This is a genomic window from Sphaerisporangium rhizosphaerae (genome assembly GCF_042665155.1).
Lineage (GTDB): Bacteria > Actinomycetota > Actinomycetes > Streptosporangiales > Streptosporangiaceae > Sphaerisporangium > Sphaerisporangium rhizosphaerae.
This window is the reverse complement of the sequence record NZ_JBHTCG010000009.1, coordinates 247,465-268,842: the sequence shown is the minus strand read 5'-3', so window position 1 is coordinate 268,842 and position 21,378 is coordinate 247,465. Positions and strand designations below refer to the sequence as shown.

At 72.2% G+C, this 21,378-nt stretch carries 22 protein-coding genes; 14 read left to right on the top strand and 8 right to left on the bottom strand.

From position 1 onward, the window contains the following. Nucleotide 1 precedes the first annotated feature (1 nt). The 3 genes from priA (at nucleotide 2) to ACFQSB_RS16620 (ending at nucleotide 3,085) form a co-directional block, all read left to right on the top strand. Nucleotides 2–724, top strand: coding sequence for a bifunctional 1-(5-phosphoribosyl)-5-((5-phosphoribosylamino)methylideneamino)imidazole-4-carboxamide isomerase/phosphoribosylanthranilate isomerase PriA (gene priA / locus ACFQSB_RS16630; RefSeq protein ID WP_354845985.1), 723 nt, complete (start codon nucleotides 2–4; stop codon nucleotides 722–724). Beyond that, the gene (gene hisF, locus ACFQSB_RS16625) at nucleotides 721–1,491 is read left to right on the top strand and encodes an imidazole glycerol phosphate synthase subunit HisF (protein WP_354845988.1); all 771 of its coding nucleotides are present in this window, start codon (nucleotides 721–723) and stop codon (nucleotides 1,489–1,491) included. Before priA ends, hisF begins: the two co-directional genes overlap by 4 nt. A 187-nt stretch (nucleotides 1,492–1,678) precedes the next feature. Next, on the top strand, nucleotides 1,679–3,085 hold the full coding sequence (locus ACFQSB_RS16620; protein ID WP_380827411.1) for an LppU/SCO3897 family protein: 1,407 nt from the start codon (nucleotides 1,679–1,681) through the stop codon (nucleotides 3,083–3,085). A 532-nt stretch (nucleotides 3,086–3,617) separates the two neighbouring features. Here the strand turns inward: ACFQSB_RS16620 and ACFQSB_RS16615 are convergent. Together ACFQSB_RS16615 and ACFQSB_RS16610 are read right to left on the bottom strand one after the other, a co-directional pair. Continuing rightward, nucleotides 3,618–3,779: a hypothetical protein gene (locus tag ACFQSB_RS16615; RefSeq protein ID WP_354845994.1), complete on the bottom strand. Its 162-nt coding sequence runs from the start codon at nucleotides 3,777–3,779 to the stop codon at nucleotides 3,618–3,620. 378 nt (nucleotides 3,780–4,157) lie between these two features. Next, nucleotides 4,158–4,793 carry a TIGR03085 family metal-binding protein gene (locus ACFQSB_RS16610; protein WP_380827410.1) on the bottom strand — a complete coding sequence of 212 codons (636 nt, stop codon included), beginning with the start codon at nucleotides 4,791–4,793 and terminating at the stop codon, nucleotides 4,158–4,160. Between the two features lie 326 nt (nucleotides 4,794–5,119). Here ACFQSB_RS16610 and ACFQSB_RS16605 point away from each other — a divergent pair, with 326 nt between their 5' ends. Together ACFQSB_RS16605 and ACFQSB_RS16600 are read left to right on the top strand one after the other, a co-directional pair. Next, nucleotides 5,120–6,904: an ABC transporter ATP-binding protein gene (locus tag ACFQSB_RS16605; protein WP_380827441.1), complete on the top strand. Its 1,785-nt coding sequence runs from the start codon at nucleotides 5,120–5,122 to the stop codon at nucleotides 6,902–6,904. Beyond that, nucleotides 6,901–8,724 carry an ABC transporter ATP-binding protein gene (locus ACFQSB_RS16600; protein WP_380827408.1) on the top strand — a complete coding sequence of 608 codons (1,824 nt, stop codon included), beginning with the start codon at nucleotides 6,901–6,903 and terminating at the stop codon, nucleotides 8,722–8,724. The genes ACFQSB_RS16605 and ACFQSB_RS16600 overlap by 4 nt, the downstream gene beginning before the upstream one ends. 116 nt (nucleotides 8,725–8,840) lie before the next feature. Here ACFQSB_RS16600 and ACFQSB_RS16595 read toward each other — a convergent pair whose 3' ends face one another. The 6 genes from ACFQSB_RS16595 to ACFQSB_RS16570 all read right to left on the bottom strand — a co-directional run bounded on the left by ACFQSB_RS16595 (nucleotide 8,841) and on the right by ACFQSB_RS16570 (nucleotide 14,370). After that, complete coding sequence (locus ACFQSB_RS16595; RefSeq protein WP_380827406.1) at nucleotides 8,841–9,146, bottom strand: hypothetical protein; 306 nt, start codon at nucleotides 9,144–9,146, stop codon at nucleotides 8,841–8,843. Between the two features lie 120 nt (nucleotides 9,147–9,266). After that, nucleotides 9,267–10,115 carry a helix-turn-helix domain-containing protein gene (locus ACFQSB_RS16590; RefSeq protein WP_380827405.1) on the bottom strand — a complete coding sequence of 283 codons (849 nt, stop codon included), beginning with the start codon at nucleotides 10,113–10,115 and terminating at the stop codon, nucleotides 9,267–9,269. Nucleotides 10,116–10,293: 178 nt separating this feature from the next. After that, the gene (locus ACFQSB_RS16585; protein ID WP_354846005.1) at nucleotides 10,294–11,100 is read right to left on the bottom strand and encodes an ABC transporter permease; all 807 of its coding nucleotides are present in this window, start codon (nucleotides 11,098–11,100) and stop codon (nucleotides 10,294–10,296) included. Between the two features lie 58 nt (nucleotides 11,101–11,158). After that, nucleotides 11,159–12,091: an ABC transporter permease gene (locus ACFQSB_RS16580; RefSeq protein ID WP_354846008.1), complete on the bottom strand. Its 933-nt coding sequence runs from the start codon at nucleotides 12,089–12,091 to the stop codon at nucleotides 11,159–11,161. Next, nucleotides 12,088–13,302, bottom strand: coding sequence for an ABC transporter substrate-binding protein (locus ACFQSB_RS16575; protein ID WP_354846010.1), 1,215 nt, complete (start codon nucleotides 13,300–13,302; stop codon nucleotides 12,088–12,090). Before ACFQSB_RS16575 ends, ACFQSB_RS16580 begins: the two co-directional genes overlap by 4 nt. 30 nt (nucleotides 13,303–13,332) lie before the next feature. Beyond that, on the bottom strand, nucleotides 13,333–14,370 hold the full coding sequence (locus tag ACFQSB_RS16570) for an ABC transporter ATP-binding protein (RefSeq protein WP_380827403.1): 1,038 nt from the start codon (nucleotides 14,368–14,370) through the stop codon (nucleotides 13,333–13,335). A 155-nt stretch (nucleotides 14,371–14,525) separates the two neighbouring features. On the opposite strand from ACFQSB_RS16570, the gene hisI reads away from it, so the two are divergent. From hisI to ACFQSB_RS16525, 9 genes are all read left to right on the top strand, one after another. Further along, complete coding sequence (gene hisI / locus ACFQSB_RS16565; protein ID WP_354846016.1) at nucleotides 14,526–14,876, top strand: phosphoribosyl-AMP cyclohydrolase; 351 nt, start codon at nucleotides 14,526–14,528, stop codon at nucleotides 14,874–14,876. Further along, the gene (locus ACFQSB_RS16560) at nucleotides 14,873–15,553 is read left to right on the top strand and encodes a TIGR02234 family membrane protein (protein WP_380827402.1); all 681 of its coding nucleotides are present in this window, start codon (nucleotides 14,873–14,875) and stop codon (nucleotides 15,551–15,553) included. The genes hisI and ACFQSB_RS16560 overlap by 4 nt, the downstream gene beginning before the upstream one ends. Nucleotides 15,554–15,670: 117 nt before the next feature. Then, nucleotides 15,671–16,201, top strand: a complete 531-nt coding sequence (locus ACFQSB_RS16555) for a CD225/dispanin family protein (RefSeq protein WP_354846022.1) — start codon at nucleotides 15,671–15,673, stop codon at nucleotides 16,199–16,201. Nucleotides 16,202–16,254: 53 nt separating this feature from the next. Beyond that, complete coding sequence (locus ACFQSB_RS16550) at nucleotides 16,255–16,638, top strand: DUF2752 domain-containing protein (RefSeq protein ID WP_354918792.1); 384 nt, start codon at nucleotides 16,255–16,257, stop codon at nucleotides 16,636–16,638. Between the two features lie 184 nt (nucleotides 16,639–16,822). After that, the gene (gene trpC / locus ACFQSB_RS16545) at nucleotides 16,823–17,647 is read left to right on the top strand and encodes an indole-3-glycerol phosphate synthase TrpC (protein ID WP_354846028.1); all 825 of its coding nucleotides are present in this window, start codon (nucleotides 16,823–16,825) and stop codon (nucleotides 17,645–17,647) included. Between the two features lie 20 nt (nucleotides 17,648–17,667). Continuing rightward, nucleotides 17,668–18,888, top strand: coding sequence for a tryptophan synthase subunit beta (gene trpB, locus ACFQSB_RS16540; protein ID WP_459117337.1), 1,221 nt, complete (start codon nucleotides 17,668–17,670; stop codon nucleotides 18,886–18,888). A 33-nt stretch (nucleotides 18,889–18,921) separates the two neighbouring features. Further along, nucleotides 18,922–19,716, top strand: a complete 795-nt coding sequence (gene trpA / locus ACFQSB_RS16535; protein ID WP_380827400.1) for a tryptophan synthase subunit alpha — start codon at nucleotides 18,922–18,924, stop codon at nucleotides 19,714–19,716. A gap of 317 nt (nucleotides 19,717–20,033) precedes the next feature. Then, on the top strand, nucleotides 20,034–20,624 hold the full coding sequence (locus ACFQSB_RS16530) for a MauE/DoxX family redox-associated membrane protein (RefSeq protein WP_380827399.1): 591 nt from the start codon (nucleotides 20,034–20,036) through the stop codon (nucleotides 20,622–20,624). Further along, nucleotides 20,624–21,373, top strand: a complete 750-nt coding sequence (locus ACFQSB_RS16525) for a DsbA family protein (RefSeq protein ID WP_380827397.1) — start codon at nucleotides 20,624–20,626, stop codon at nucleotides 21,371–21,373. Before ACFQSB_RS16530 ends, ACFQSB_RS16525 begins: the two co-directional genes overlap by 1 nt. Nucleotides 21,374–21,378: the final 5 nt, after the last annotated feature.

The window sequence follows — 21,378 nt, the reverse complement described above, 5'->3', positions numbered from 1 at the left end:
AATGTCGCTGGTGCTGTTGCCCGCAGTGGACGTCGCGGACGGCAAGGCCGTGCGCCTGGTGCAAGGCGAGGCGGGTACGGAGACCTCCTACGGCGACCCGCTCGCCGCGGCGCTGGCCTGGCAGCGGGCGGGCGCCGAGTGGGTCCATCTGGTCGACCTGGACGCCGCGTTCGGCCGGGGCTCCAACCGCGAGCTGCTGGCCTCGGTCGTGGCGGCGCTGGACGTCCAGGTCGAGCTGTCCGGCGGCATCCGCGATGACGCCTCGCTGGCGGCGGCCCTCGCCACCGGCTGCCGCCGGGTCAACATCGGCACCGCCGCGCTGGAGGACCCGGCCTGGTGCTCCAAGATCATCGCTGAGTACGGCGACCGCATCGCCGTCGGCCTGGACGTGCGCGGCACCACGCTGGCCGCGCGCGGCTGGACGCAGGAGGGCGGCGACCTGTGGGAGGTGCTCGACCGGCTGGAGGCCGACGGCTGCCCCCGCTACGTCGTCACCGACGTCACCAAGGACGGCACGCTGCGCGGGCCGAACCTCGACCTGCTGCGCCAGGTGTGCGCCCGCACCGACAAGCCGGTGATCGCCAGCGGCGGGGTGTCCTCGCTGGACGACCTGCGGGCGCTGTCGACGCTGGTCGCCGAGGGCGTGGAGGGCGCGATCGTCGGCAAGGCGCTGTACGCGCAGGCGTTCACGCTGGAGGAGGCGCTGTCGGCGGTGCGGGCATGAGCGTCGCCGTACGGGTCATCCCCTGCCTGGACGTGGACGCCGGGCGGGTGGTCAAGGGCGTCAACTTCGAGAACCTTCGGGACGCCGGCGACCCGGTCGAGCTGGCGCGCCGCTACGACGCCGAGGGCGCCGACGAGCTGACCTTCCTGGACATCACCGCATCCTCGGGCGACCGCGGGACCATGATCGACGTGGTGCGCCGGACGGCCGAGCAGGTGTTCATCCCGCTGACCGTCGGCGGGGGAGTGCGGGCCGTGGAGGACGTCGACCGCCTGCTGCGCGCCGGCGCCGACAAGGTGTCGCTCAACACCGCCGCCATCGCCCGTCCCGAGCTGCTGACCGAGGCCTCGCGCCGGTTCGGCGCCCAGTGCGTCGTGCTGTCGGTGGACGCCCGGCGGGTCGTGGACGGCCCGCCCACGCCGTCCGGTTTCGAGGTCACCACGCACGGCGGCCGGCGCGGCACGGGCATCGACGCCGTCGAGTGGGCACGGCGCGGGCAGGAACTCGGCGTGGGCGAGATCCTGCTGAACTCCATGGACGGGGACGGCACCAAGGACGGGTACGACCTCGCGATGATCCGGGCGGTGCGGGCGGCGGTCACCGTGCCGGTCATCGCCAGCGGCGGCGCGGGCGCGCTGGACCACTTCCCGCCGGCCGTGGCGGCGGGCGCCGACGCGGTGCTGGCGGCGAGCGTGTTCCACTTCGGCCAGCTCAAGATCGCCGACGTCAAGGACACCTTGCGCGCGGCCGGTCACCCCGTCCGCTGACCCGTCCGGCCCGCCGGTCGTCGTCCTGCTCCTCGTGCTCCACGGGGGCGGAGACCCGGCGGGCTCTTTTACCCAACTTGGGAGCGGTCCAAACCTGCTCGCATGGTGGAATGCCATCGCAAGGCGGGTGATGATCCGCTACGGTCGTGCGGGTTCTCCTATGGTGCCGCAGACACAAGGATCTCCCGTGACCTCTCCCTCCAATCCGCAGCAGCCGGATTCGCCATATCAGCAGGGCTCGCCCTACCAGGGAACGCACCAGCAGGGGTCCTACCCGCAGCAGACCTCTCCGCAGTACGGAGCCGGCACGCCGCAGGACCCGTTCCAGCAGGGCGCCGCCGCGGGACAGACCTACCCGGGGCAGGACCCTCTGGGGCAGGGCTACGGCACCCAGCACGGCGCCCACCAGCAGCCGTCCCCGTACGGCGGCGCGGCACAGGACGGCCACCAGCAGGCGGTCTACGGCGGCGGGCAGGGCGGGTACTCCGGAGCTCAGGGCGCCTACCCGGGACAGCAGGGCGCCTACCCCGGGCAGCAGGATCCCTACGCCGCCCAGCAGAGCTACGGCGCGCAGGACAGCTACGGCGCCCAGCAGGGCTATGGGGCTCAGCAGGGTCACGGCGCGCAGGAGAACTACGGCGCCCAGCAGGCCTACGGTCAGCAGCAGAGCTACGGCCTGCAGGACCAGCAGGGCCGGCAGGGACATGGCGCGCAGGACCAGCAGGTGCATGGCACCCAGCCGGGCTATGGCGCGCAGACCGGTTATGGCGCGCAGCAGGGTTACGGCGGACAGGACCAGCAGGGCTACGGCGCCCAGCAGGCTCAGGGCGCCCAGCAGGGTTACGCGGCTCAGCAGGCTCAGCAGGGCTACGGCGCCCAGCAAGGCTACGGCGGGCAGGGTTACGGCGCGCAGGACCAGCAGGGCTATGGGGCTCAGGACCAGCAGGGCTATGGGGCTCAGCAGGCCCAGCCGGGCTACGGCGGATACCAGCAGGCCGCCGACTCTCACCAGCAGACCCAGGTCCAGGAACGCCCCTCACAGGGCGCCACGGCTCAGGACCCCTACCAGCAGGGCGCTGGGCAGGCCGGGCAGGAGTCCCAGCAGCAGTACGGCGCGTACGGCCAGACCACGGGCCAGGACCCCTACGCCCAGCAGGGCGGCGCCGGCCAGTGGCAGCCCTCCGAGCCCACGGCCCCGGCCAAGAAGAAGAAGTTCGGCAAGCTGCTGAGCGGGCTCGGCGCGGTCGGCATCTTGGTCATCATCGCGCTGGTGAAATTCGGCGGCATCTTCGCCGTGCGCGAGGGCGTCGGCGCGGTCGGCGACCAGGTCACCGGCGCCCCGCGCATCGCCCACGTGGGCGACTGCATGTCCGGCCAGAGCGAGAACACCCTGAAGGTCGTCAACTGCAAGGACGCCACCGTCGAGTGGAAGGTCTCCCAGCGGGTCGAGGGCAAGACCGAGGCGCAGTTCGACGCCGACAAGAACCTCACCATGTGCCGCGACAAGAAGGTCACCTCCGCCTACTGGGAAGGCAGCAAGACCGGCGGCGCCGGCTGGATCCTCTGCCTGGTCCCGATGAACAAGAAGAGCTGACGCCCCGACCACCCACCTCCGCCGGCCCCGATGCTCGCACCTGGCCCTTCGCGGGGTGCGACGCTCCCTCATAGCTCTTCGCAGGGTGCGATGCTCGCTCCTGGGCCAGGGGAGCGAGTGGTCTGCCCGCTCACCTTCGCCGGGTGCGGTCATCTCTCCGCCCTGGCTGGGCTTTTCCCGGCGCCGGGTCGGTGGGTAGAGGGACGGCGGGGCCGGCGCCGTGTGCGGCGGGTGACCTGGCTGACGGTCGCGGGTGACGGTGCTGCAAGCCGGTGGACTTGGAGCGCCCGGCGTCGGGCCCTGAGGCGGCGCTCGTGAGGGTGGGACCCAGCCGGTCCTTCGTGTCGGGTGCGGTGGTCTCCCCGCCCTGGCTGGGCTTTTCCCGGCGCCGGGTCGGTGGGTAGAGGGACGGCGGGGCCGGCGCCGTGTGCGGCGGGTGACCTGGCTGACGGTCGCGGGGCACGGCGCTGGAGGTCGGCGGACCTGGAGCGTCCGGCGTTAGGTCGTGAGGCGGCGCTCGTGAGGGTGGGGCTCAGCCGGTGAGGCGGGAGAAGAACAAGGCCAGCTGGCCGGCGCCGGTGGTGATGCCGTCGAAGACGCCCTTCACCGCCGTGGCGGCCTCGGCGGGCCGCGAGTACAGGTAGAAGACCACGAAGGCGATGGCGAGGTAGGTGAGCACCTTCTTTGTCTTCATCGGACATCCTCCCGCTGCTGCTGTGGCGTGGTCCTACCGGAACGGTGGGACGCCCGATCTGCGGGAGCGGTCGTGCGCCGCTCCCATGTTGATCATAGCCAGGCATGGTCCGCCCGTGCGGTAACCGCCGCCAGACGGCCGTAACCGTCGAACGAACACCGGCTCCGCCTGGTTCCATCGTGCCGGGCCGGAGTCCGGTGCCGTGCCGAGTAGGGTCCGGATGCAGCGCCGGGTAAGGTCCGGATGTCGCGACGGGCCGGGGTCGGATGACGTGCCAGGCCGGAGTCGGATGCCGTTCCCGGTTGGAGTCGGACGCTGTGCCCGGTCGGAGTCGGACGGTATGCCGGGCCGCTGCCGGACGGCGAGGTGGGTCTGGCGTCAGACGCCGAGGTGGGCCTGGCGGAGGCGGTCGATGGAGGGCTGGTCGCCCTCGTAGGCGACGCGGGCGTGCTCCTGCCGGCCGAAGGCGAACAGCAGCAGCTCGACCGGCTCCCCGGTGACGATGACGTGCGGCTCGGCCTTCTTGCCTCCCGCCTTGCGCCCGTCGGGCAGTCGCAGCACGACCCCGACCGGTGAGCGGCGCAGCATCATGCGGGCGCCGCTCGAGACCCGCTTCCACACGGTCTCGGTGAGGTCGGCCGGCAGTTCGCGCGGCTCCCAGCCGGGCTGGGCCCGCCGGACGTCCTCGTGGTGGACCAGCAGCTCAAGGGTGTTGACGAGCGCGTCCACGCCGGGCAGGAAGCCGTACGGCGACCACGGGGGCGGGCCCTGGCGGACGGCGTCGACGAGCTCGGGGTAGCTCCGGCCCGACTTGACGCCCTCCTGCACGCGGGCGGTGTAGCCGGCGAGCGGCTTGAGGACGATGCCGCCCGCGGCGTCGATGCGGCGCTCGCGCAGGACGAGGTGGGCGGCCAGGTCGGCGGTGGCCCATCCGGCGCAGAGCGTCGGGGCGTTGGGTCCGAGGTGGTCGAGGAGGTCACAGAGTGCGGCGCGTTCGGCGCGTGCGTGCGTCATCCTGATCACCCTAACTGCGTCGTTCTGATCACCCTAACAAGGCCCGTGCCCGGCCGATCGGCCCGCCCCGGGGTGACGTCCAAGGTGGGCCGATCCCCCCTGACGAGGCCCGTGCCCGCTGATCGGGCCGCCCAGGGGTGATGACCGAGGTGTGCCGTAGGGGTGGGAATAAATGAGTTGCCGCGGATGATAGGGATTGTGGCGGACCGGTTCCCCCGGCGAGCTCCGGCCGGCCCGCCAGGTCTCGTCCCCCATCGAGCCAGGTCTCGTCCCCCATCGAGAGGATCCCCCGCGTGCCGAGCGAGCGCGATCACAGTCCGACCGTCATGCGCCAGGGGTTCGGTGTCATCGGCCACGCCATCCGGGGTGAGCCGCGCATCTTCGTCGGCGCCGTGCTGAGCAGCTCGCTCTACGGCGCGATGACCGTCGCCTCCTCGTGGGCGCTGGGCTGGGCGACCGAGAACGCCGTGCTGCCGGCCTTCCGGTCGGGGCACGCGGTCACCGGCACCCTGGTCACCGCGGCGCTGCTGATCGTCGGCGTGGCGGTGCTCAAGGCGGCGGGGGTGATCGGCCGCAGGGTGCTGGCCGGCATCATGCAGTACCGGATGCAGGCCAGCTCCCGGCGCGAGGTGACCCGCCAGTACCTGCGGCTGCCGCTGGCCTGGCACCACCGTCACCCGACCGGCCAGCTGCTGTCCAACGCCAGTTCCGACGTCGAGGCCGCCTGGGCGCCGCTCGCGCCGCTGCCGATGGCCGTCGGCGTCGTGGTGATGCTGGTCACCGCGGCCGTCGCCATCCTGGTCGTCGACCCGGTGCTCGCCCTGGTCGGCTTCCTGATCTTTCCGGCCATCGCCGTGCTGAACCTGGTCTACCAGCGCAGGCTCTCCCCGCTGGTGATGCGGGCGCAGCAACTGCGCGCCGAGGTCAGCGAGATCGCGCACGAGAGCTTCGAGGGGGCGCTCGTCGTCAAGACCCTCGGCCGGGAGGACACCGAGGCGGCGCGCTTCCAGGCCACGGCCGACCGGCTGCGCGACGCCAACATCGCCGTGGGCCGCATCCGCGGCCTGTTCGACCCGCTGCTGGAGGCGCTGCCCACCTTGGGCGTGCTGGCGGTGCTGCTGTTCGGCTCGGTCCGCCTGGCCGCGGGGGACGTCTCCTCCGGAGAGCTCATCCAGATCTCCTACCTGTTCACGCTGCTCGCCTTCCCGATCCGCGCGCTCGGCTGGGTGCTCGCCGAGCTGCCGCGCAGCGTCGTCGGCTGGCGGCGGGTGCAGGACGTGCTGAACGCGTCCGGGTCGATGGAGTTCGGCCCGGCGCGCCTGCCCGCGGCCGGCCCGGCGCGCATCGAGGTGCGCGACCTCAGCTTCGCCTACGTGCCGGGCGCGCCCGTGCTGTCGGGCGTGGGCTTCGAGGTCAGGCCGGGCCGGACGGTGGCGCTCGTCGGCCCCACCGGGTCAGGCAAGTCGACGCTGACCCAGCTGCTGGTCCGCCTCGTCGACCCCGACGAGGGACGGGTGCTCATCGACGGGGTGGACCTGCGCGAGGTCGCCCGCGGCGAGGTGAGCACCGCCGCGGCCCTGGTGCCGCAGCAGACGTTCCTGTTCGACGACACCGTCCGCGGCAACCTGACCCTGGGCTCGCAGGAGGACGTGCCGGACGAGAAGGTGTGGGCGGCGCTGCGCCTGGCGCAGGCCGAGGGCTTCGTCAGCGCTCTGCCCAAGAGCCTGGACACCCGCATCGGCGAGCGCGGCGCGACCCTGTCGGGCGGGCAGCGGCAGCGCCTGGCGCTGGCCCGGGCCCTGGTCAGGACACCCCGGCTGCTCATCCTGGACGACGCCACCTCCAGCGTGGACGCGCAGGTGGAGGGCCGAATTCTGTTCGGCCTGCGGGACGGGTCTCCCGACTCCACGGTGATCGTGGTCGCCTACCGCATGGCGACGATCGCGCTGGCCGACGAGGTGGTCTACCTGGAGCAGGGCCGCGTTGTCGACCGCGGCGCCCATGACGAGCTGCTGGCCCGCTGCGAGGGCTACCGCAACCTGGTCACCGCATACGAACGTGAAGAGGCCGAGCGCGCGGCGCTGGACGCCGACGAGGAGATCGTGGCATGACGACCCAGGTCGAAGAACGCGGCGCCGCCGCCGTGAAGGCGGGCGGCGCGCTGCGCATGGAGGAGCGTTCGGCCCTGGCGACGCTGCGGCGCGGCCTCGCGCTGTCGCCGGAGTTCCGCACCGGGCTGCCGGTCACGCTGCTGCTGGCGGTGCTCGCCACGCTCGGCAAGGTGATCGTCCCCTTCGCGGTACAGCAGGTCATCGACCGCGGCCTGAAGGACACCACGTCACCGGACATGCCGTTCATCACCAAGGCCGTCGTGCTCTGCGCCGTCGCGGTGCTGCTGACCGCCCTGTGCGGCTACCTGATGAACGTGCGGCTCTACCGCTCGACCGAGTCGGGGCTGGCCTCGCTGCGGGGCAAGGCGTTCCGTCACGTCCACGACCTGTCGGTGCTGACCCAGAACACCGAGCGGCGCGGCGCGCTGGTCTCCCGGGTCACCAGCGACGTGGACCAGATCAGCACGTTCATGCAGTGGGGTGGCCTCATGGTCATCATCTCGGTGGGCCAGTTGCTCATCGCGAGCGTGATGATGGCCCTGTACTCCTGGCAGCTCGCGCTGGTCGTCTGGGGCTGCTTCCTGCCGATGGCCGTCGCGCTGCCGCGGTTCCAGAGGTTGGTGGCCCGCGCCTACACCCAGGTCCGCGAGCGCACCGGCGACATGCTGGCGGCGGTCAGCGAGTCGGTGGTGGGCAGCGCGGTGATCCGGGCGTACGGATCGGAGGAGCGCACCGCGCGCCGCATCGACGAGGCCGTCGGCCTGCACCAGCGGGCGCAGACCCGCGCGCAGAAGATCATCGCCTTCACTTTCCCGACCACCGAGCTGGTGGGCGCGGTGGCGATCGCCGGAGTGGTCCTGCTCGGCGTGCATCTCGGGGTGGGCGGCACCATCTCCGCCGGGCGGCTGGTCGCGTTCCTGTTCCTGATCACGCTGTTCATCAGCCCGCTGCAGACGGCGACCGAGGTGCTCAACGACGCCCAGAACGCCGTCGCCGGCTGGCGGCGGGTGCTCGGCGTGCTGGACACCCCCGCTGACGTCGCCGACCCCGCGGACAAGGGCGCGGTCCTGCCGCGCGGCCCCATCACGGTGTCCTTCCAGGACGTCGGCTTCCACTACCCCGACGGCCCGCGGGTGCTGCACGAGGTGTCGGTCGAGATCGGGCCCCGCACGCGCGTCGCGGTCGTGGGGGAGACCGGCTCGGGCAAGACGACCTTCGCCAAGCTGCTCACCCGGCTCATGGACCCGACCTCCGGGCGCATCCTGGTCGACGGCGCGGACCTGCGCAAGGTGCGGTTCTCCTCGCTGCGCGAGCGCATCGTCATGGTTCCGCAGGACGGGTTCCTGTTCGACGGCACGCTCGCCGACAACATCCGCTACGGCCGCCCCTCGGCCACCGACGCCGACATCGCCCTGGCCATCACCGAACTGGGCCTGACCGACTGGCTGGAGGGCCTGCCCGCGGGCCTGGCCACCTCGGTCGGCCAGCGCGGCGAGTCGCTGTCGGCCGGGGAGCGCCAGCTCGTCGCCCTGGCGCGGGCCTACCTGGCCGACCCCGACCTGCTGCTGCTGGACGAGGCCACCTCCGCGGTGGACCCGGCGACGGAGGTGCGGCTGGCCCGCGCGCTCGACGGCGTCACCCGTGGCCGCACGGCCGTGTCGATCGCCCACCGCCTGTCCACCGCCGAGGCGGCGGACGAGGTGCTGGTGTTCGAGCACGGGCGCATCGTCCAGCGAGGCCCGCACGCCGAGCTGGTGCTCCAGGACGGCGTCTACGCCGACCTGTACGCCTCCTGGACCTCCGCCGCCCGCACCTCCTGACCCCGGACGCGGCTCGCCGCGCCGCGTCCGGGCGACCTCAGCGGTCTCACCGCCTCACCGGCCCGGCGGTGACCTTCCGGTGATCCCGGCGGCTCGCCTGGCGTGCCGCCGCGGTCTCAGCGGTCGTGGCGGGGGGCCGGGCGCAGGGCCTGGCAGACGTGCGTGGCCGCCGTCTGGGGGTCGTCCACGGGGGCGATGCGCTCGGCCCAGGCCCACCAGAACCACCAGCTCTCCTCGGCCCGGGCCGCGAAGATGACCTCCGAGAGCGTGGGCACCGAGGTGCTGACCACGATGAGCTGGGGCACCCCGCCGCGGGTCTCCCCGACGCGCACGTGCAGGCCGCGCGCGCGCAGCAGGTCGCCGAGCCGTCTGAGGTGGTCGGCCGCCGTAGCGGCGCTCATCACCTTGTCCGCGGTCGCCATGGGCGTGATCTCCGTCCGGGCGGAGGTGGACGTGCGAGACGGGGGCGTGCCCCGCGTCACCACGGAGTGCGTCCCTGGTGACGCTAGGCGACCACCGGCGGGCGGTTCAACGATGTTGCTTCATGTTCCTCGCAGGCGTTCCGCCTCCGCCTGGACCAGCTCGCGCGCGGCCTGGCCGTAGACGGCCGTCTCGGACAGGCGGGCGAAGGCCCTTTCGTACAGGGCGACGTCGCTGGGGATCTTGATGCGGTACTGGCCGGGGATGGTGTCCACCCTGACCTGCGTGGCGTCGTAGATCCAGAAGTTCTCCGGCGGCAGGATCGCCGGGCGGGCGGTGGCGGGGATGACGCCGAAGCTGAGCTGCGGGGTGTTGGCCGTCAGTCCCGCCAGCCGGTCGAGCTGCTCCAGCATGCCCTCGACCCCGCACACCCGGGTGCGCAGCGCCTGCTCGCCGACGATGAACATGAACCGCTTGCCGCCGGCCGACAGCACCCGCTGCTGCGCCAGCCGCGCCGCCACCGCGTCGTCCAGGTCGTCGGGGATGCCGCGGAAGTCGATGACCGCCCGCAGGTGCGCGCGGGCGTAGCCGGGGGTCTGCAGCAGGCCGGGGACCGCGGAGTGCTGGAAGACCCGGAACTGCTGGGTGTCGCGGTAGAGCGGCTGGAAGGACTCCTGCACGTGGCGCAGCCCGGTGGACTCCAGGCGCCGCCACTCGGTGTACATGGAGTCGATGTTGCGAACGGCGGCGATCAGGTCCACCACGTACTCCTCGGCGTCGCATATCCGGCACCAGACCCGGATGTCGGTCTCGTTGGGCATCTGCGCCGCGTTCTCGATCTTCGACACCTTGGAGTAGTGCCAGCCCGCCTGGGAGGCCAGGAGCCGCCCGGTCATGCCGGCCTCGCTGCGGATCTCGCGCAGCCGCGCGGCGAGGATTCCCTTGGCTTCGGTGATGCGCGGGGGAGGCATGGGAGGCCACCTCTCCGGAGCGTGGACCGGGTGACGTCGCCGACCCGACGACCGTAGCGTGAACGCCGCGCGCGGTTCCCCCATGTTGCGTGATGTTGCTCGCCCGTGGCCCGCCCGGCGCGCGCGGGCGCGCGCCGGGCGCCGGCCGGAACGCCCTCGGGGTGCGGACAGGCCGCCGTCAGTGCGTGCCGGCCGTGCCCGACAGGCGCTGGGCCAGGTAGATGGGGACCACCGACAGCACGATGAGCGCGGCGGCGACGACGTTGACCACCGGCGCCTGGTTCGGGCGGAACAGGTTCTCGAAGATCCAGATCGGCAGCGTCCTCACCCCCGCCCCGGCGGTGAACGTCGTCACGATGATCTCGTCGAACGACAGCGCGAAGGCCAGAAGGCCGCCCGCCAGCAGCGCCGAGCGCATCATCGGGAAGGTGACCAGGCGGAAGGTCGTGAAGGTGTCCGCTCCCAGGTCGGCCGAGGCTTCCTCCATGTTCAGCCCGGTCCGCCGCAGCCGCGCCAGCACGTTGTTGTGCACGGTCACCACGCAGAACGTCGCGTGGCCCACGATCACGGTGAACATGCCGAGCCCGACGCCGAAGGGCTCGAGGATCGTGCGGAAGGCGTTGTTGAGCGCGATGCCGGTCACGATGCCCGGCAGCGCGATCGGCAGCACGATGAGCAGCGAGACGGCGTCCCGGCCGAAGAACCGGTGGCGCTGCACGGCGAAGGCCGCCATCGTGCCGAGCACCAGCGCGATCGCCGTCGCGCCCAGCCCGGCCCGCACCGAGGTCCACAGCGCGTCGCGCACGCCCGAGGAGTCCCAGGCGATGCTCCACCACCGCGTGGTGAACCCGGCCGGCGGCCAGGCGAAGGTCCGGTCGGAGTTGAAGGAGTTCAGCAGCACGATCGCCAGCGGCACGTAGATGACGCCGAGCCCGAGCGCCAGCGCCGCGCGCAGCGCCAGCCGCGCCGTTCGGGACAGGTTCACCGGAGCCTCCTGGCCGGGGGGTTCGCGGGGCGGGACGGGGTCACGGGGGGCGCGCCGGTCACAGGTTCTCCAGCGCCCCGGTGCGGCGGACGGCCGCCAGGTACACCAGCATGATCACGACCGGGACCGTGGCGACCGCGGCGGCGAAGGGGAGGTTGTTCGCCGCGCCGACATTGTCGTAGACGACGTTGCCGATGAGCTGGCTCCGGCCCCCGACGATCTTCACGGCGATGTAGTCGCCGAGCGACAGGGAGAAGGTGAACACCGAGCCGGCCACGATCGCGGGGAAGGCGAGCGGCCACACGACCGTGCGGAACACCCGCCATCCCCGCGCGCCGAGGTCGCCCGCCGCCTCCAGCAGCGAGTCCGGCAGCCGCTCCAGCCCCGCGTAGATCGGCAGGATCATGTACGGCAGCCACAGGTAGGCCAGGGTCGCGATGGTGGCCGTCAGCCCGTACCCCCAGCCGAGCAGGCCGCCTCCGGACAGCATGACCCGCCAGGCGTACGCCTTGACCAGGTAGGACGCCCACAGTGGCGTCAGCACGGCGATGACCAGCCAGCGCTGGGCGCGCGGCGAGGCGAGCTTGGCCATCGCGAACGCCATCGGGAAGGCGATCGCGACGTCGATCAGCGTCACCGCCACCGCCACGCCCACCGACCGCAGGGCGACGGTCCTGTAGACCTCGACCGTCAGAACGTCGTGGAAGTTGGCCCAGGTGAAGGTCCTTACCAGGTCGCCGGTGAAGGCGTCGGTGCTCCAGAACGCGGTGACGAACAGCGCGGCCAGTGCGCCGAGGTAGGCGACGCCGAGCCAGGCCAGCGGCGCCGACAGCAGCAGCGACAGCCGCACGCCGGCGTGCCGGTGGAGCGCGGCGGCGAGCCTGCGGCGCGGGCCGGGCCGTCCCTGCCGCGCCGCCCCTGGTCCGGCCCGCCCGGACGGGGACGCCGGCGCGGCCGGCGCCCCCGATGCCCCCGATGCCGAGGTCGTCACCCCTTGATCTCCGTCCAGGCCCGGGTCCACTCCGAGTAGTCCTTGCACGTGACGTCCGTGCGGCCGTCCAGGCACTGGGCGATCGGGGTCGTCCAGTAGTGGACCTTGGAGAAGTAGGACTCGTCGGTGGCGTGGTAGGTCTCGCAGAAGGTCTTGTCGGAGGTCTGCCCGCACGCCTCGGCGTTGGAGGGCGCCTCGCCGAACCACTCGGCGACCTGGGCGTTGGCCTTCGGCGAGATGATCCAGTCGAGCCACTTGTAGGCGCAGTTGGGGTGCTTGGCCTTGGCGGCGACCATCCAGGTGTCCGACCAGCCGGTGGCGCCCTCCTTGGGCAGGATCGCCTCGACCGGCGCCTTGTCGGCCTTGACCAGGTTGGCGATGACCTGCCAGGTCGTGCCCGCCACGGTGTCGCCGCTCTTGAACGCCTGCACGGCCTTGGTGTAGTCCGACCAGTACTCGCCGATGTTCTGCTTCTGCTGCTTGAGCAGGTCGACGGCCGCCTGGAACTGCTCGTCGTCAAGGGCGTAGGGGTCCTTGATGCCGAGGCCGGGCTTGGTGGCCATCAGGTACAGGGCCGCGTCGGCGATGTAGATGGGGGAGTCGTAGGCCGTCAGCCTGCCCTTGTAGGGGGAGGCCGGGTCGAACACCACGCCCCAGGAGTCCGGCGCCGGGTTCACCTTGTCGGTGCGCCACATCAGCAGGTTGGCGCCGCGGCCGTGCGGCACGCCGTAGGCCACCCCGCCGACCGAGTTCCACGGCTTGAGCTTGAGACCGTCGAAGACGTCCTTGTAGTTGGGCACCAGGTCGGTGTTGACCGGCGCGACCGTGCCGGAGGCGATCAGGCGCAGCGACGCGTCCCCGGAGGCGGACACGGCGTCGTACTCGCCGGTCTTCATCAGGTTCACCATCTCGTCGGAGGTGCCGGCGGTCTTGGTGTCGACCTTGCAGCCGGTGGCCTTCTCGAAGGGGTGGACCCAGTCGACCTTGGGGTCGTTGGAGCCGTCCTCGGCGTAGCCGGCCCAGGCCACCAGGTTGACCTGGCCCTCGCCGGCGCCCAGGCTCCCGAGCGCCTCGATCTTGGGCGGGGTGAACCCGCTCCGGCCGGGGGCGGCCGTGCCTCCGGAGGCGCCGCCACCGGAGGATGCGCCGCCGCAGGCAGCGGCGGCCAGGGCGAGCGCGGCGGCGGCGATCGCGAGTCGGGTGGACCGCATGGTGTCCCTCCTAAGGGTCGGACGGGCGGGTCAGGGAGCGATGGCGAACTCGTGGCGGCGGTTCCAGACCAGCCGCACGCGGCCGCCGCGCAGCCCGGTGACCTCCATGGAGGAGACCTCCAGGTTCTGCTGCAGGACGATGAGCCGCCCCCCGGCGTCGAGGTCGACGAGGAACCTGGTCGAGGCCCCGGCGTACACGACCTCGGCGATCGTGCCGGTGGCGCTGTGCTCCTCGCCGCCGACGGGGGCGTCCACGTCGAGCATCAGGCGCAGCTTCTCGGGGCGGACGCTGTAGGTGCCTTCCTTGCCGAGCACCGATTCCGCCGCCTCGCCGGAGATCAGGTTGGAGGTGCCGACGAACCCCGCCACGAACGGCGTGGAGGGCCGCTCGTACACCTCGGCGGGGGTGCCGACCTGCTCGACGCGGCCCCGGTCGAACACCGCGACACGGTCGCTCATGGTGAGGGCCTCCTCCTGGTCGTGGGTGACGAACAGGAAGGTGATGCCGACCTGGCGCTGGATCTGCTTCAACTCGACCTGCATCTCCTCACGCAGCTTGAGGTCCAGGGCGCCGAGGGGCTCGTCCAGCAGCAGCACCCGCGGCCGGTTGACCAGCGCCCTGGCGAGCGCGACCCGCTGGCGCTGCCCGCCCGAGAGCTGTGAGGGCCGCCGTCCTTCGAACCCCGGCAGGCGCACCGCGGCCAGCGCCTCGGCGGCCCGCTCGCGCCGCTCGCCCTTCGGGACCCTCTTCACCCGCAGGCCGTACTCGACGTTCTGCAGCACGCTCATGTGCGGGAACAGCGCGTAGTCCTGGAAGACGGTGTTGACGTCCCGCTCGAAGGGGGCCAGGCGGGTGACCTCGCGCCCGCCCAGTTCGACGGTGCCGGACGTGGGCGACTCGAAGCCCGCGATCATGCGCAGCACGGTGGTCTTGCCCGACCCCGACGGGCCGAGCATCGCGAAGAACTCGCCGTCGGCGATGTCGAGGTCGACCCCGGCGACCGCCTCCACCGCGCCGAAGTTCTTGCGAAGGCCGCGCAGCCGCACCGCCACGTTCTGGTCTGGCATGTCGGAAACATATGGAGTCGGGGGTTCGCGGTGAAGCACAAACCGGTATCGCTGTTATGAACCGGGCCAGAGGCACAGGGAGAGCGGCATCGACCCCGGCGCGGCATACCCCTGCGGTGACCTGCCCCTGCGGGGGGTTGCGGCAGAATTGCCCCATGCCTCTTGAGCAGAAGATCGCCGACCGCCTCAAGCGCACGGCGGACGGGCTGGTGCCCGCGGTGGTCCAGCAGCACGGCACCGGCGAGGTGCTGATGCTGGCCTGGATGGACGACGAGGCGCTGCACCGCACGCTCACCACCGGCCGGGCGACCTACTGGTCGCGCAGCCGCCGCTCCTACTGGGTCAAGGGCGAGACCTCCGGCCACGTCCAGCACGTCAGGCACGTGGCCCTCGACTGCGACGGCGACACCATCCTGCTCCAGGTCGACCAGGTGGGGGCGGCCTGCCACACCGGCGACCGCACCTGCTTCGACGCCGACGTGCTGCGGGTCCAGGAGCCCCAGTGACCGCGCCCGTGGCCCCCGCCCGTACCGGCGCGGCGCGCGGCGGCACCCGCCGCGGGCTGCTGGCCTGGGTGGCGGCCGGCGTCCTTGGAGCGGCGCTCATCCTGCTCGCCTCCGGGCGCGTCTGGGCCGAGGTCGCCTACCCGCCCGCTCCCGGCGCCACCCGTTCCGGCACGGTCGCCCTGTCCGGCGGCGACCTGGCGCCCGTCCTGAGCCCGCTCGCCCTGGCCTGCCTGGCCGCGGTGGTCGCCGTGCTCGCCACCCGCGGCCTGTGGCGCAGGGTCGTCGGCGCCCTCATCGCCCTGCTCGGCGCGGCGGCCGCCGTGGCCGCCGGGCAGGGGGCCTCCCCTTCACGCGCGGTGGAGGTCGCAGGGCCCGGCGGCACGCTCACCGGCCTGGCCAAGACGGCGGTGTCCGCCATGCCCGCGTGGCCGATCGCCGCCGCCGCGGGGGGCCTGGCGCTCACCGCGGCCGGCGCGGTCGCGGCGGCGCGCGGCGGCCGCTGGCCCGCCATGTCCGAGCGGTACGAGCGGCGGGGCCCTCGCCCGGACGGCGCCGCCAGCGGAGAGCGTGGAGAGCGTCCGGCCAGGTCCGAGCGGTCCGAGCGGTCGCTGTGGGACGCGCTCGACCAGGGCGTCGATCCGACCGAGGGTGAGGGGCCGGACGGGCGGCAGGGCTGACCTGATGTCCCTGCAATATGACAAGTTGTCCACAAAGCGGAACAACGCCCATGCGCGTCACCGGTCGTCGCTATGCTGCCGCAGCGCAATACGCGATTTCACTCACAGGAGCCTTCCATGAGCTACGGGAATCAGCCGGGCAATCCTGAGGGGTACGACCCTCAGCAGCCCGGTGGCCAGCCCTCCGGGGGGTACGGCCAGCAGGACGGCGGCTACGGGCAGCAGCAGCCGGGGTACGGACAGCAAGGCGGGGGATACGGCCAGCAGGGGGGCTACGGCCAGCAGGGGTACGGGCAGCAGGGCTACGGTCAGCAGGGCGGGTACCCGCCGCCCCAGGGCGGTTACGGGCAGGGCCCCTACGGAGGCGGGCCGCCCGCGCCGGACAACCACCTGGTCCCGGCGATCCTCACCACGCTGTTCTGCTGTCTGCCCTTCGGCATCGTCTCGATCGTCAAGTCGTCCCAGGTCAACTCCAAGTGGGCCGTCGGCGACTACCAGGGGGCCATCGCCGCCTCCGAAGAGGCGAAGACCTGGTGGAAGCGGGCCCTCATCTGGGGCATCGTCGTCGACGTCGTCGTGATCGTCGGGTACTTCCTGCTGCTGGCCGTGGTCTTCAGCACCGCGAGCACCCACGGCTACAACTACTGATGACGACGCACGCGGAACACACCGGGAGGCGCGGCACGGGCCGTCTGCGGTCCATGCTCGCGCCCTTCGGCGCCGCGGCGCTCACGGGGGCGGTGTTCACCTACGTGGGCATGGTCGACCCCAACCAGGCCGGCCACTACCCGACCTGCCCCTTCCTGTTCATCACCGGGCTGTACTGCCCCGGTTGCGGCACACTGCGCACCATCCACGCCCTCGCGCACGGCGACGTCGTGGCGGCCGTCGGGCTCAACCCGCTGGCCGTGGCGACCGTCCCTTTCCTGCTGTTCTGGTGGGGGCGGTGGGCTCTGCGCACCTGGCAGGGGCGGCCGGTCCGTACGACGCTGGCCCACCCGGCCTACATCTGGGCGTTCCTCGCGCTGGTGATCGTCTACTGGATCGTGCGGAATCTGCCTTTCGGCAGGTTCCTCGCGCCATGACGCTTCACGATCGCCACCCTGTGGCGAGGCGACGGCGGTAAGCCCGATACCATCGGCAGGGCAAGGTCGGGAGAGGAAGCGGGCCTCCGAGCCGATCAGCCGATCGGGGCGAGGCCGTCCTCGGCCCGGGGGTACAGCGACGGAGGGACCCGGTACGGGTGAGCGAGCCAAGCGAGGAGATCAAGTGAGCGTGCTCGACGAGATCCTGGACGGCGTGCGGGCCGACCTCGCCGACCGGCAGCAGGCCGTGTCGCTGGCGGAGCTCAAGGAACGGGCCCAGCGCGCGCCCGCCACCAGGGACGCCTACGCCGCGCTGGGCGGCGACAAGGTCTCCGTCATCGCCGAGGTCAAGCGGTCCAGCCCTTCCAAGGGGGCCCTGGCCGCGATCGCCGACCCCGCGGCGCTGGCCGGCGACTACGAGGCGGGCGGGGCGCACGTCATCAGCGTGCTGACCGAGGGCCGCCGCTTCGGCGGCAGCCTGGACGACCTCGCCGCGGTCCGCGCGGCGGTGGACATCCCGGTCCTGCGCAAGGACTTCGTGGTCAGCTCCTACCAGCTGTGGGAGGCCCGGGCGCACGGCGCCGACCTCGCGCTGCTGATCGTGGCCGCCCTCGAGCAGAACGCCCTGGTCTCTTTGATCGAAAGGGCCGAGTCGATCGGCCTGGCGCCGCTCGTCGAGGTGCATACTGAAGACGAGCTCGACCGGGCGCTGGAAGCCGGTGCCAAGATCGTCGGAGTGAACGCGCGGAACCTCAAGACCCTGGAGGTCGACCGCGACGTCTTCGCCCGGATCGCGCCCAAGATCCCGGACGGCGTCATCAAGATCGCCGAGTCCGGCGTGCGCGGCCCGCACGACCTGCTGGCCTACGCCCGCGCCGGCGCCGACGCCGTGCTCGTCGGCGAGAGCCTGGTCACCGGCAAGGACCCCCGTGCCGCCGTGGTCGACCTGGTCACCGCCGGAGCGCACCCCGCATCGCGACTCGACAACGGACCCGAGAGGCAGCAGTGACCATCGCAGAAGGTCCCATCATCACCGCCGCCGACCTCGTGGGCGGCGGCGTGGCTGGCGACGACCCCGACACCCGGGGGCGCTTCGGCGTCTTCGGCGGCCGGTTCGTGCCCGAGGCGCTGATCCCCGCCCTCGACGAGGTCGCCAAGGTCTACGCCGAGGCCAAGAACGACCCCGCGTTCGTCGCCGAGTTCGACCACCTGCTGCGCACCTACGCCGGGCGGCCGACCACGATCACCGAGGTCAAGCGGTTCGGCGAGGTGGCCGGCGGCGCCCGCGTGCTGCTCAAGCGCGAGGACCTCACGCACACCGGCGCCCACAAGATCAACAACGTGCTCGGCCAGGCCCTGCTCACCAAGCGCCTCGGCAAGGGCCGCGTCATCGCCGAGACCGGCGCCGGCCAGCACGGCGTCGCCACCGCCACCGCCTGCGCGCTGCTCGGCCTCGAGTGCGTCATCTACATGGGCGAGGTCGACTGCGAGCGCCAGGCGCTCAACGTCGCCCGCATGAAGCTCCTCGGCGCCCGGGTCGTCCCGGTCGCCAACGGCAGCCGCACCCTCAAGGACGCCATCAACGAGGCCTTCCGTGACTGGGTGACCAACGTCGACGACACCCACTACCTGTTCGGCACCGTCGCCGGCCCCCACCCCTTCCCCGAGATCGTCCGCGACTTCGCGCGCATCATCGGCGTCGAGGCCCGCCGCCAGGTGCTCGACCTCACCGGCCGCCTGCCCGACGCCGTCGCGGCGGCCGTCGGCGGCGGCTCCAACGCCATCGGCCTGTTCCACGCCTTCATCGGCGACGAGGGCGTCGCCCTGCACGGCTACGAGGCCGCGGGGCACGGCGTCGAGTCCGGCGAGCACGCCTGCACCCTCACCGAGGGCTCCATCGGCGTCCTGCACGGCTCGCGCACCTACGTCCTGCAGGACGACGAGGGCCAGACCATCGAGTCCCACTCCATCTCGGCGGGCCTGGACTACCCCGGCGTCGGCCCCGAGCACGCCTGGCTCAAGGACACCGGCCGCGCCACCTACCACGGCATCACCGACGACGAGGCGATGGAGTCCTTCTCGCTGCTCGCGCGCACCGAGGGCATCATCCCCGCCATCGAGTCGGCGCACGCCCTGGCGGGCGTCGTCAAGCTCGGCCGCGAGCTCGGCCCGGAGGCGACCATCCTGGTCAACCTCTCCGGGCGCGGCGACAAGGACATGGGCACCGCCATGAAGTACTTCGACCTGTAGGCCTCCAGACACCTGTAAGCGGGACATCCTGACATGACGACTCTTCAGACGGTGTTCGAGAAGGCGCGGGCCGACAAGCGGGCCGCCCTCGTCGGGTACCTCCCGGCCGGCTTCCCCACCAAGGACGGCGCCATCGCCGCGGCCACCGCCATGGTGGAGGCCGGCTGTGACGTCATCGAGATCGGCCTGCCCTACTCCGACCCGCTGATGGACGGTCCCACCATCCAGGACGCCGTGCACCGCGCCCTCGTCAACGGCACCCGCATCGCCGACGTGATGCGCACCGTCGAAGGCGTGGCCAAGAGCGGCGCCGCGGTGCTCGTCATGACCTACTGGAACCCGATCGACCGCTACGGCGCCGAGCGGTTCGCCCGCGAGCTCGCCGACGCCGGCGGCACCGGCACCATCACCCCCGACCTCACTCCCGAGGAGGCCGGGCCCTGGCGCGAGTACAGCGCGGCGGCCGGCATCGACACCGTCTTCCTCGTCGCGCCGAGCTCGCCCGACGAGCGCATCAAGGCCGTCACCGACTGCTGCACCGGCTTCGTGTACGCCGCCTCGCTCATGGGCGTCACCGGCGCGCGCGCGAGCGTGAGCAGCGCCGCCGAGGGCCTGGTGAAGCGCTGCCGTCCGCACACCGGCCTGCCCGTGTGCGTGGGTCTCGGCGTCGGCACCGGCGCGCAGGCCGCCGAGGTGGCCGGTTACGCCGACGGCGTCATCGTGGGCTCGGCGTTCATCCGCCGGCTGCTGGACGCCCCCGACGAGGCCGCGGGCCTCGCGTCGGTGCGCGAGCTGGCGGCCGAGCTGGCCACCGGCGTCCGCGCCTGACCGGCTCGCCCTCTGCGGGAGCGTGGTCGGTTCGCCCGGGCCTGCCCGGGCAAGGGTCTTTCGTCCCTCCAGCGAGGGCGATGCGTCCGTTTCCCGAGCTCACGGCCGTGTGGCAGTCTACGGACGAAGATTGCTTACCGGGTGCTTATCGGCCTCATGATGGGCTGGTCAGCCGGTAGCCTTCGGCAAGGAAGGCCGCCGCGCGCCGTCGTGACCGGCCCCGATCGCCCGGGGCGTCCACGGCGTGACCCGTCCCGGGCGTCGGCTCGTGGGGATAAGGAGACGATGATGCTGGTGAGGTCGGGAAGGCCGCGCCGATGAGGTCGCTCAACGCGCACCCGGCGGTACCCTGGGTGACGACGCTCGCGCGGCTGGTGGTCGCCGTCGTGCTGATCGTCGCCGGCTGGCTCAAGATCGGCACACCGGCGCTGTCGATCCAGGCGGTGCAGGCCTACGAGCTGCTGCCGGCGCAGGTCGCCACGGCGATGGGCTACGGCCTGCCGATCGTCGAGATCGTCGTCGGGGTGCTGCTGGTCGCCGGGCTGCTCACGCGCGCGGCGGGCGTGGTGTCCGCGCTGCTCATGCTGGCCTTCGTGATCGGCATCGCCTCGGCGTGGGCGCGCGGCCTGCGCATCGACTGCGGCTGCTTCGGCGGCGGCGGCAAGCTGGCCGCCGGGCAGAGTCCCTCCTACTTCTGGGAGATCCTCAGAGACGGCGGCCTGTTCCTGCTGGGGGTGTGGATCATCCGGTTCGCCCCCGGCCGCCTCTCGCTCGACTCCGCCCTCGGGCTGGTGCCGGCCGGGGCGGCCCGCGACGACGACGAGGACGCCGACGAGAGCGGCGAGGACGACGGGGGAGGCCGCGTGACCGACGACGATCACCGGCCCGACATGAAGGAGAGTCTCTGATGGGAAAGGCCGCGCGGGAGGTCTCGGCCCGCGAGCGCATCAAGGCGCAGCGCGAGAAAGAGCACGCCCAGCAGCAGCGCAGGCGTCTGGCGACCATCATCACCTCGGTGGTCGTGGTGCTCGCCGTGGTCGGCGGCGGCTGGTGGTACGTCCAGTCGGGCAAATCCGAGACGCTCAGCGGCGACCTCGCGCCGATCAGCCTGGCCGCCGACGGCTCGACGGTCATGGCCAAGCCGGGCGTCACCAAGCCCGTCCTCGACATCTACGAGGACTTCCAGTGCCCGGCGTGCAAGGCGTTCGAGCAGACCAGCAGCGCTACGGTGAAGAACATGGCGGCGGCCGGCCAGGTCAAGGTCGTCTACCACGTCGTGAACATCTTCACCCAGGAGCCGACGCTCGGTAACACCACGCGCGCCTCGGCGGCCGCCCGATGCGTGCCCGGGGGCGGGCAGTGGATGGCCTTCCACGACCGCATCTACAAGGAGCAGCCCCCCGAGACCAAGCAGGGCTTCGCGCTCGACGACCTGGTCGCCTGGGGCAAGGACGCCGGTGTCACCGATCCCGGCTTCGCGCAGTGCGTCAAGACCCAGAAGTACGCCCAGACCCAGGCCGACTACAACAAGAAGATCATCGATTCGAAGGTCTTCGAGGGCACCCCGACGCTGCGGCTCGACGGGAAGGAAATCGACAACAAGATCGCCTTCAGCCCCTCGTCGCTGCGTCAGACCATCCTTGATGCCGCGAAGTAGGCCTG

Coding starts and splice junctions, on each gene's coding strand:
- ACFQSB_RS16555 (WP_354846022.1), top strand. CDS start 15,671: ATGAGCTACGGGAATCAGCCGGGCAATCCTGAGGGGTACGACCCTCAG.
- ACFQSB_RS16595 (WP_380827406.1), bottom strand. CDS start 9,146: ATGGCGACCGCGGACAAGGTGATGAGCGCCGCTACGGCGGCCGACCAC.
- ACFQSB_RS16550 (WP_354918792.1), top strand. CDS start 16,255: ATGCTCGCGCCCTTCGGCGCCGCGGCGCTCACGGGGGCGGTGTTCACC.
- ACFQSB_RS16575 (WP_354846010.1), bottom strand. CDS start 13,302: ATGCGGTCCACCCGACTCGCGATCGCCGCCGCCGCGCTCGCCCTGGCC.
- ACFQSB_RS16525 (WP_380827397.1), top strand. CDS start 20,624: ATGGGAAAGGCCGCGCGGGAGGTCTCGGCCCGCGAGCGCATCAAGGCG.
- ACFQSB_RS16570 (WP_380827403.1), bottom strand. CDS start 14,370: ATGCCAGACCAGAACGTGGCGGTGCGGCTGCGCGGCCTTCGCAAGAAC.
- hisF (WP_354845988.1), top strand. CDS start 721: ATGAGCGTCGCCGTACGGGTCATCCCCTGCCTGGACGTGGACGCCGGG.
- hisI (WP_354846016.1), top strand. CDS start 14,526: ATGCCTCTTGAGCAGAAGATCGCCGACCGCCTCAAGCGCACGGCGGAC.
- ACFQSB_RS16605 (WP_380827441.1), top strand. CDS start 5,120: ATGCGCCAGGGGTTCGGTGTCATCGGCCACGCCATCCGGGGTGAGCCG.
- ACFQSB_RS16615 (WP_354845994.1), bottom strand. CDS start 3,779: ATGAAGACAAAGAAGGTGCTCACCTACCTCGCCATCGCCTTCGTGGTC.
- ACFQSB_RS16590 (WP_380827405.1), bottom strand. CDS start 10,115: ATGCCTCCCCCGCGCATCACCGAAGCCAAGGGAATCCTCGCCGCGCGG.
- ACFQSB_RS16530 (WP_380827399.1), top strand. CDS start 20,034: ATGAGGTCGCTCAACGCGCACCCGGCGGTACCCTGGGTGACGACGCTC.
- trpA (WP_380827400.1), top strand. CDS start 18,922: ATGACGACTCTTCAGACGGTGTTCGAGAAGGCGCGGGCCGACAAGCGG.
- ACFQSB_RS16600 (WP_380827408.1), top strand. CDS start 6,901: ATGACGACCCAGGTCGAAGAACGCGGCGCCGCCGCCGTGAAGGCGGGC.
- ACFQSB_RS16610 (WP_380827410.1), bottom strand. CDS start 4,793: ATGACGCACGCACGCGCCGAACGCGCCGCACTCTGTGACCTCCTCGAC.
- priA (WP_354845985.1), top strand. CDS start 2: ATGTCGCTGGTGCTGTTGCCCGCAGTGGACGTCGCGGACGGCAAGGCC.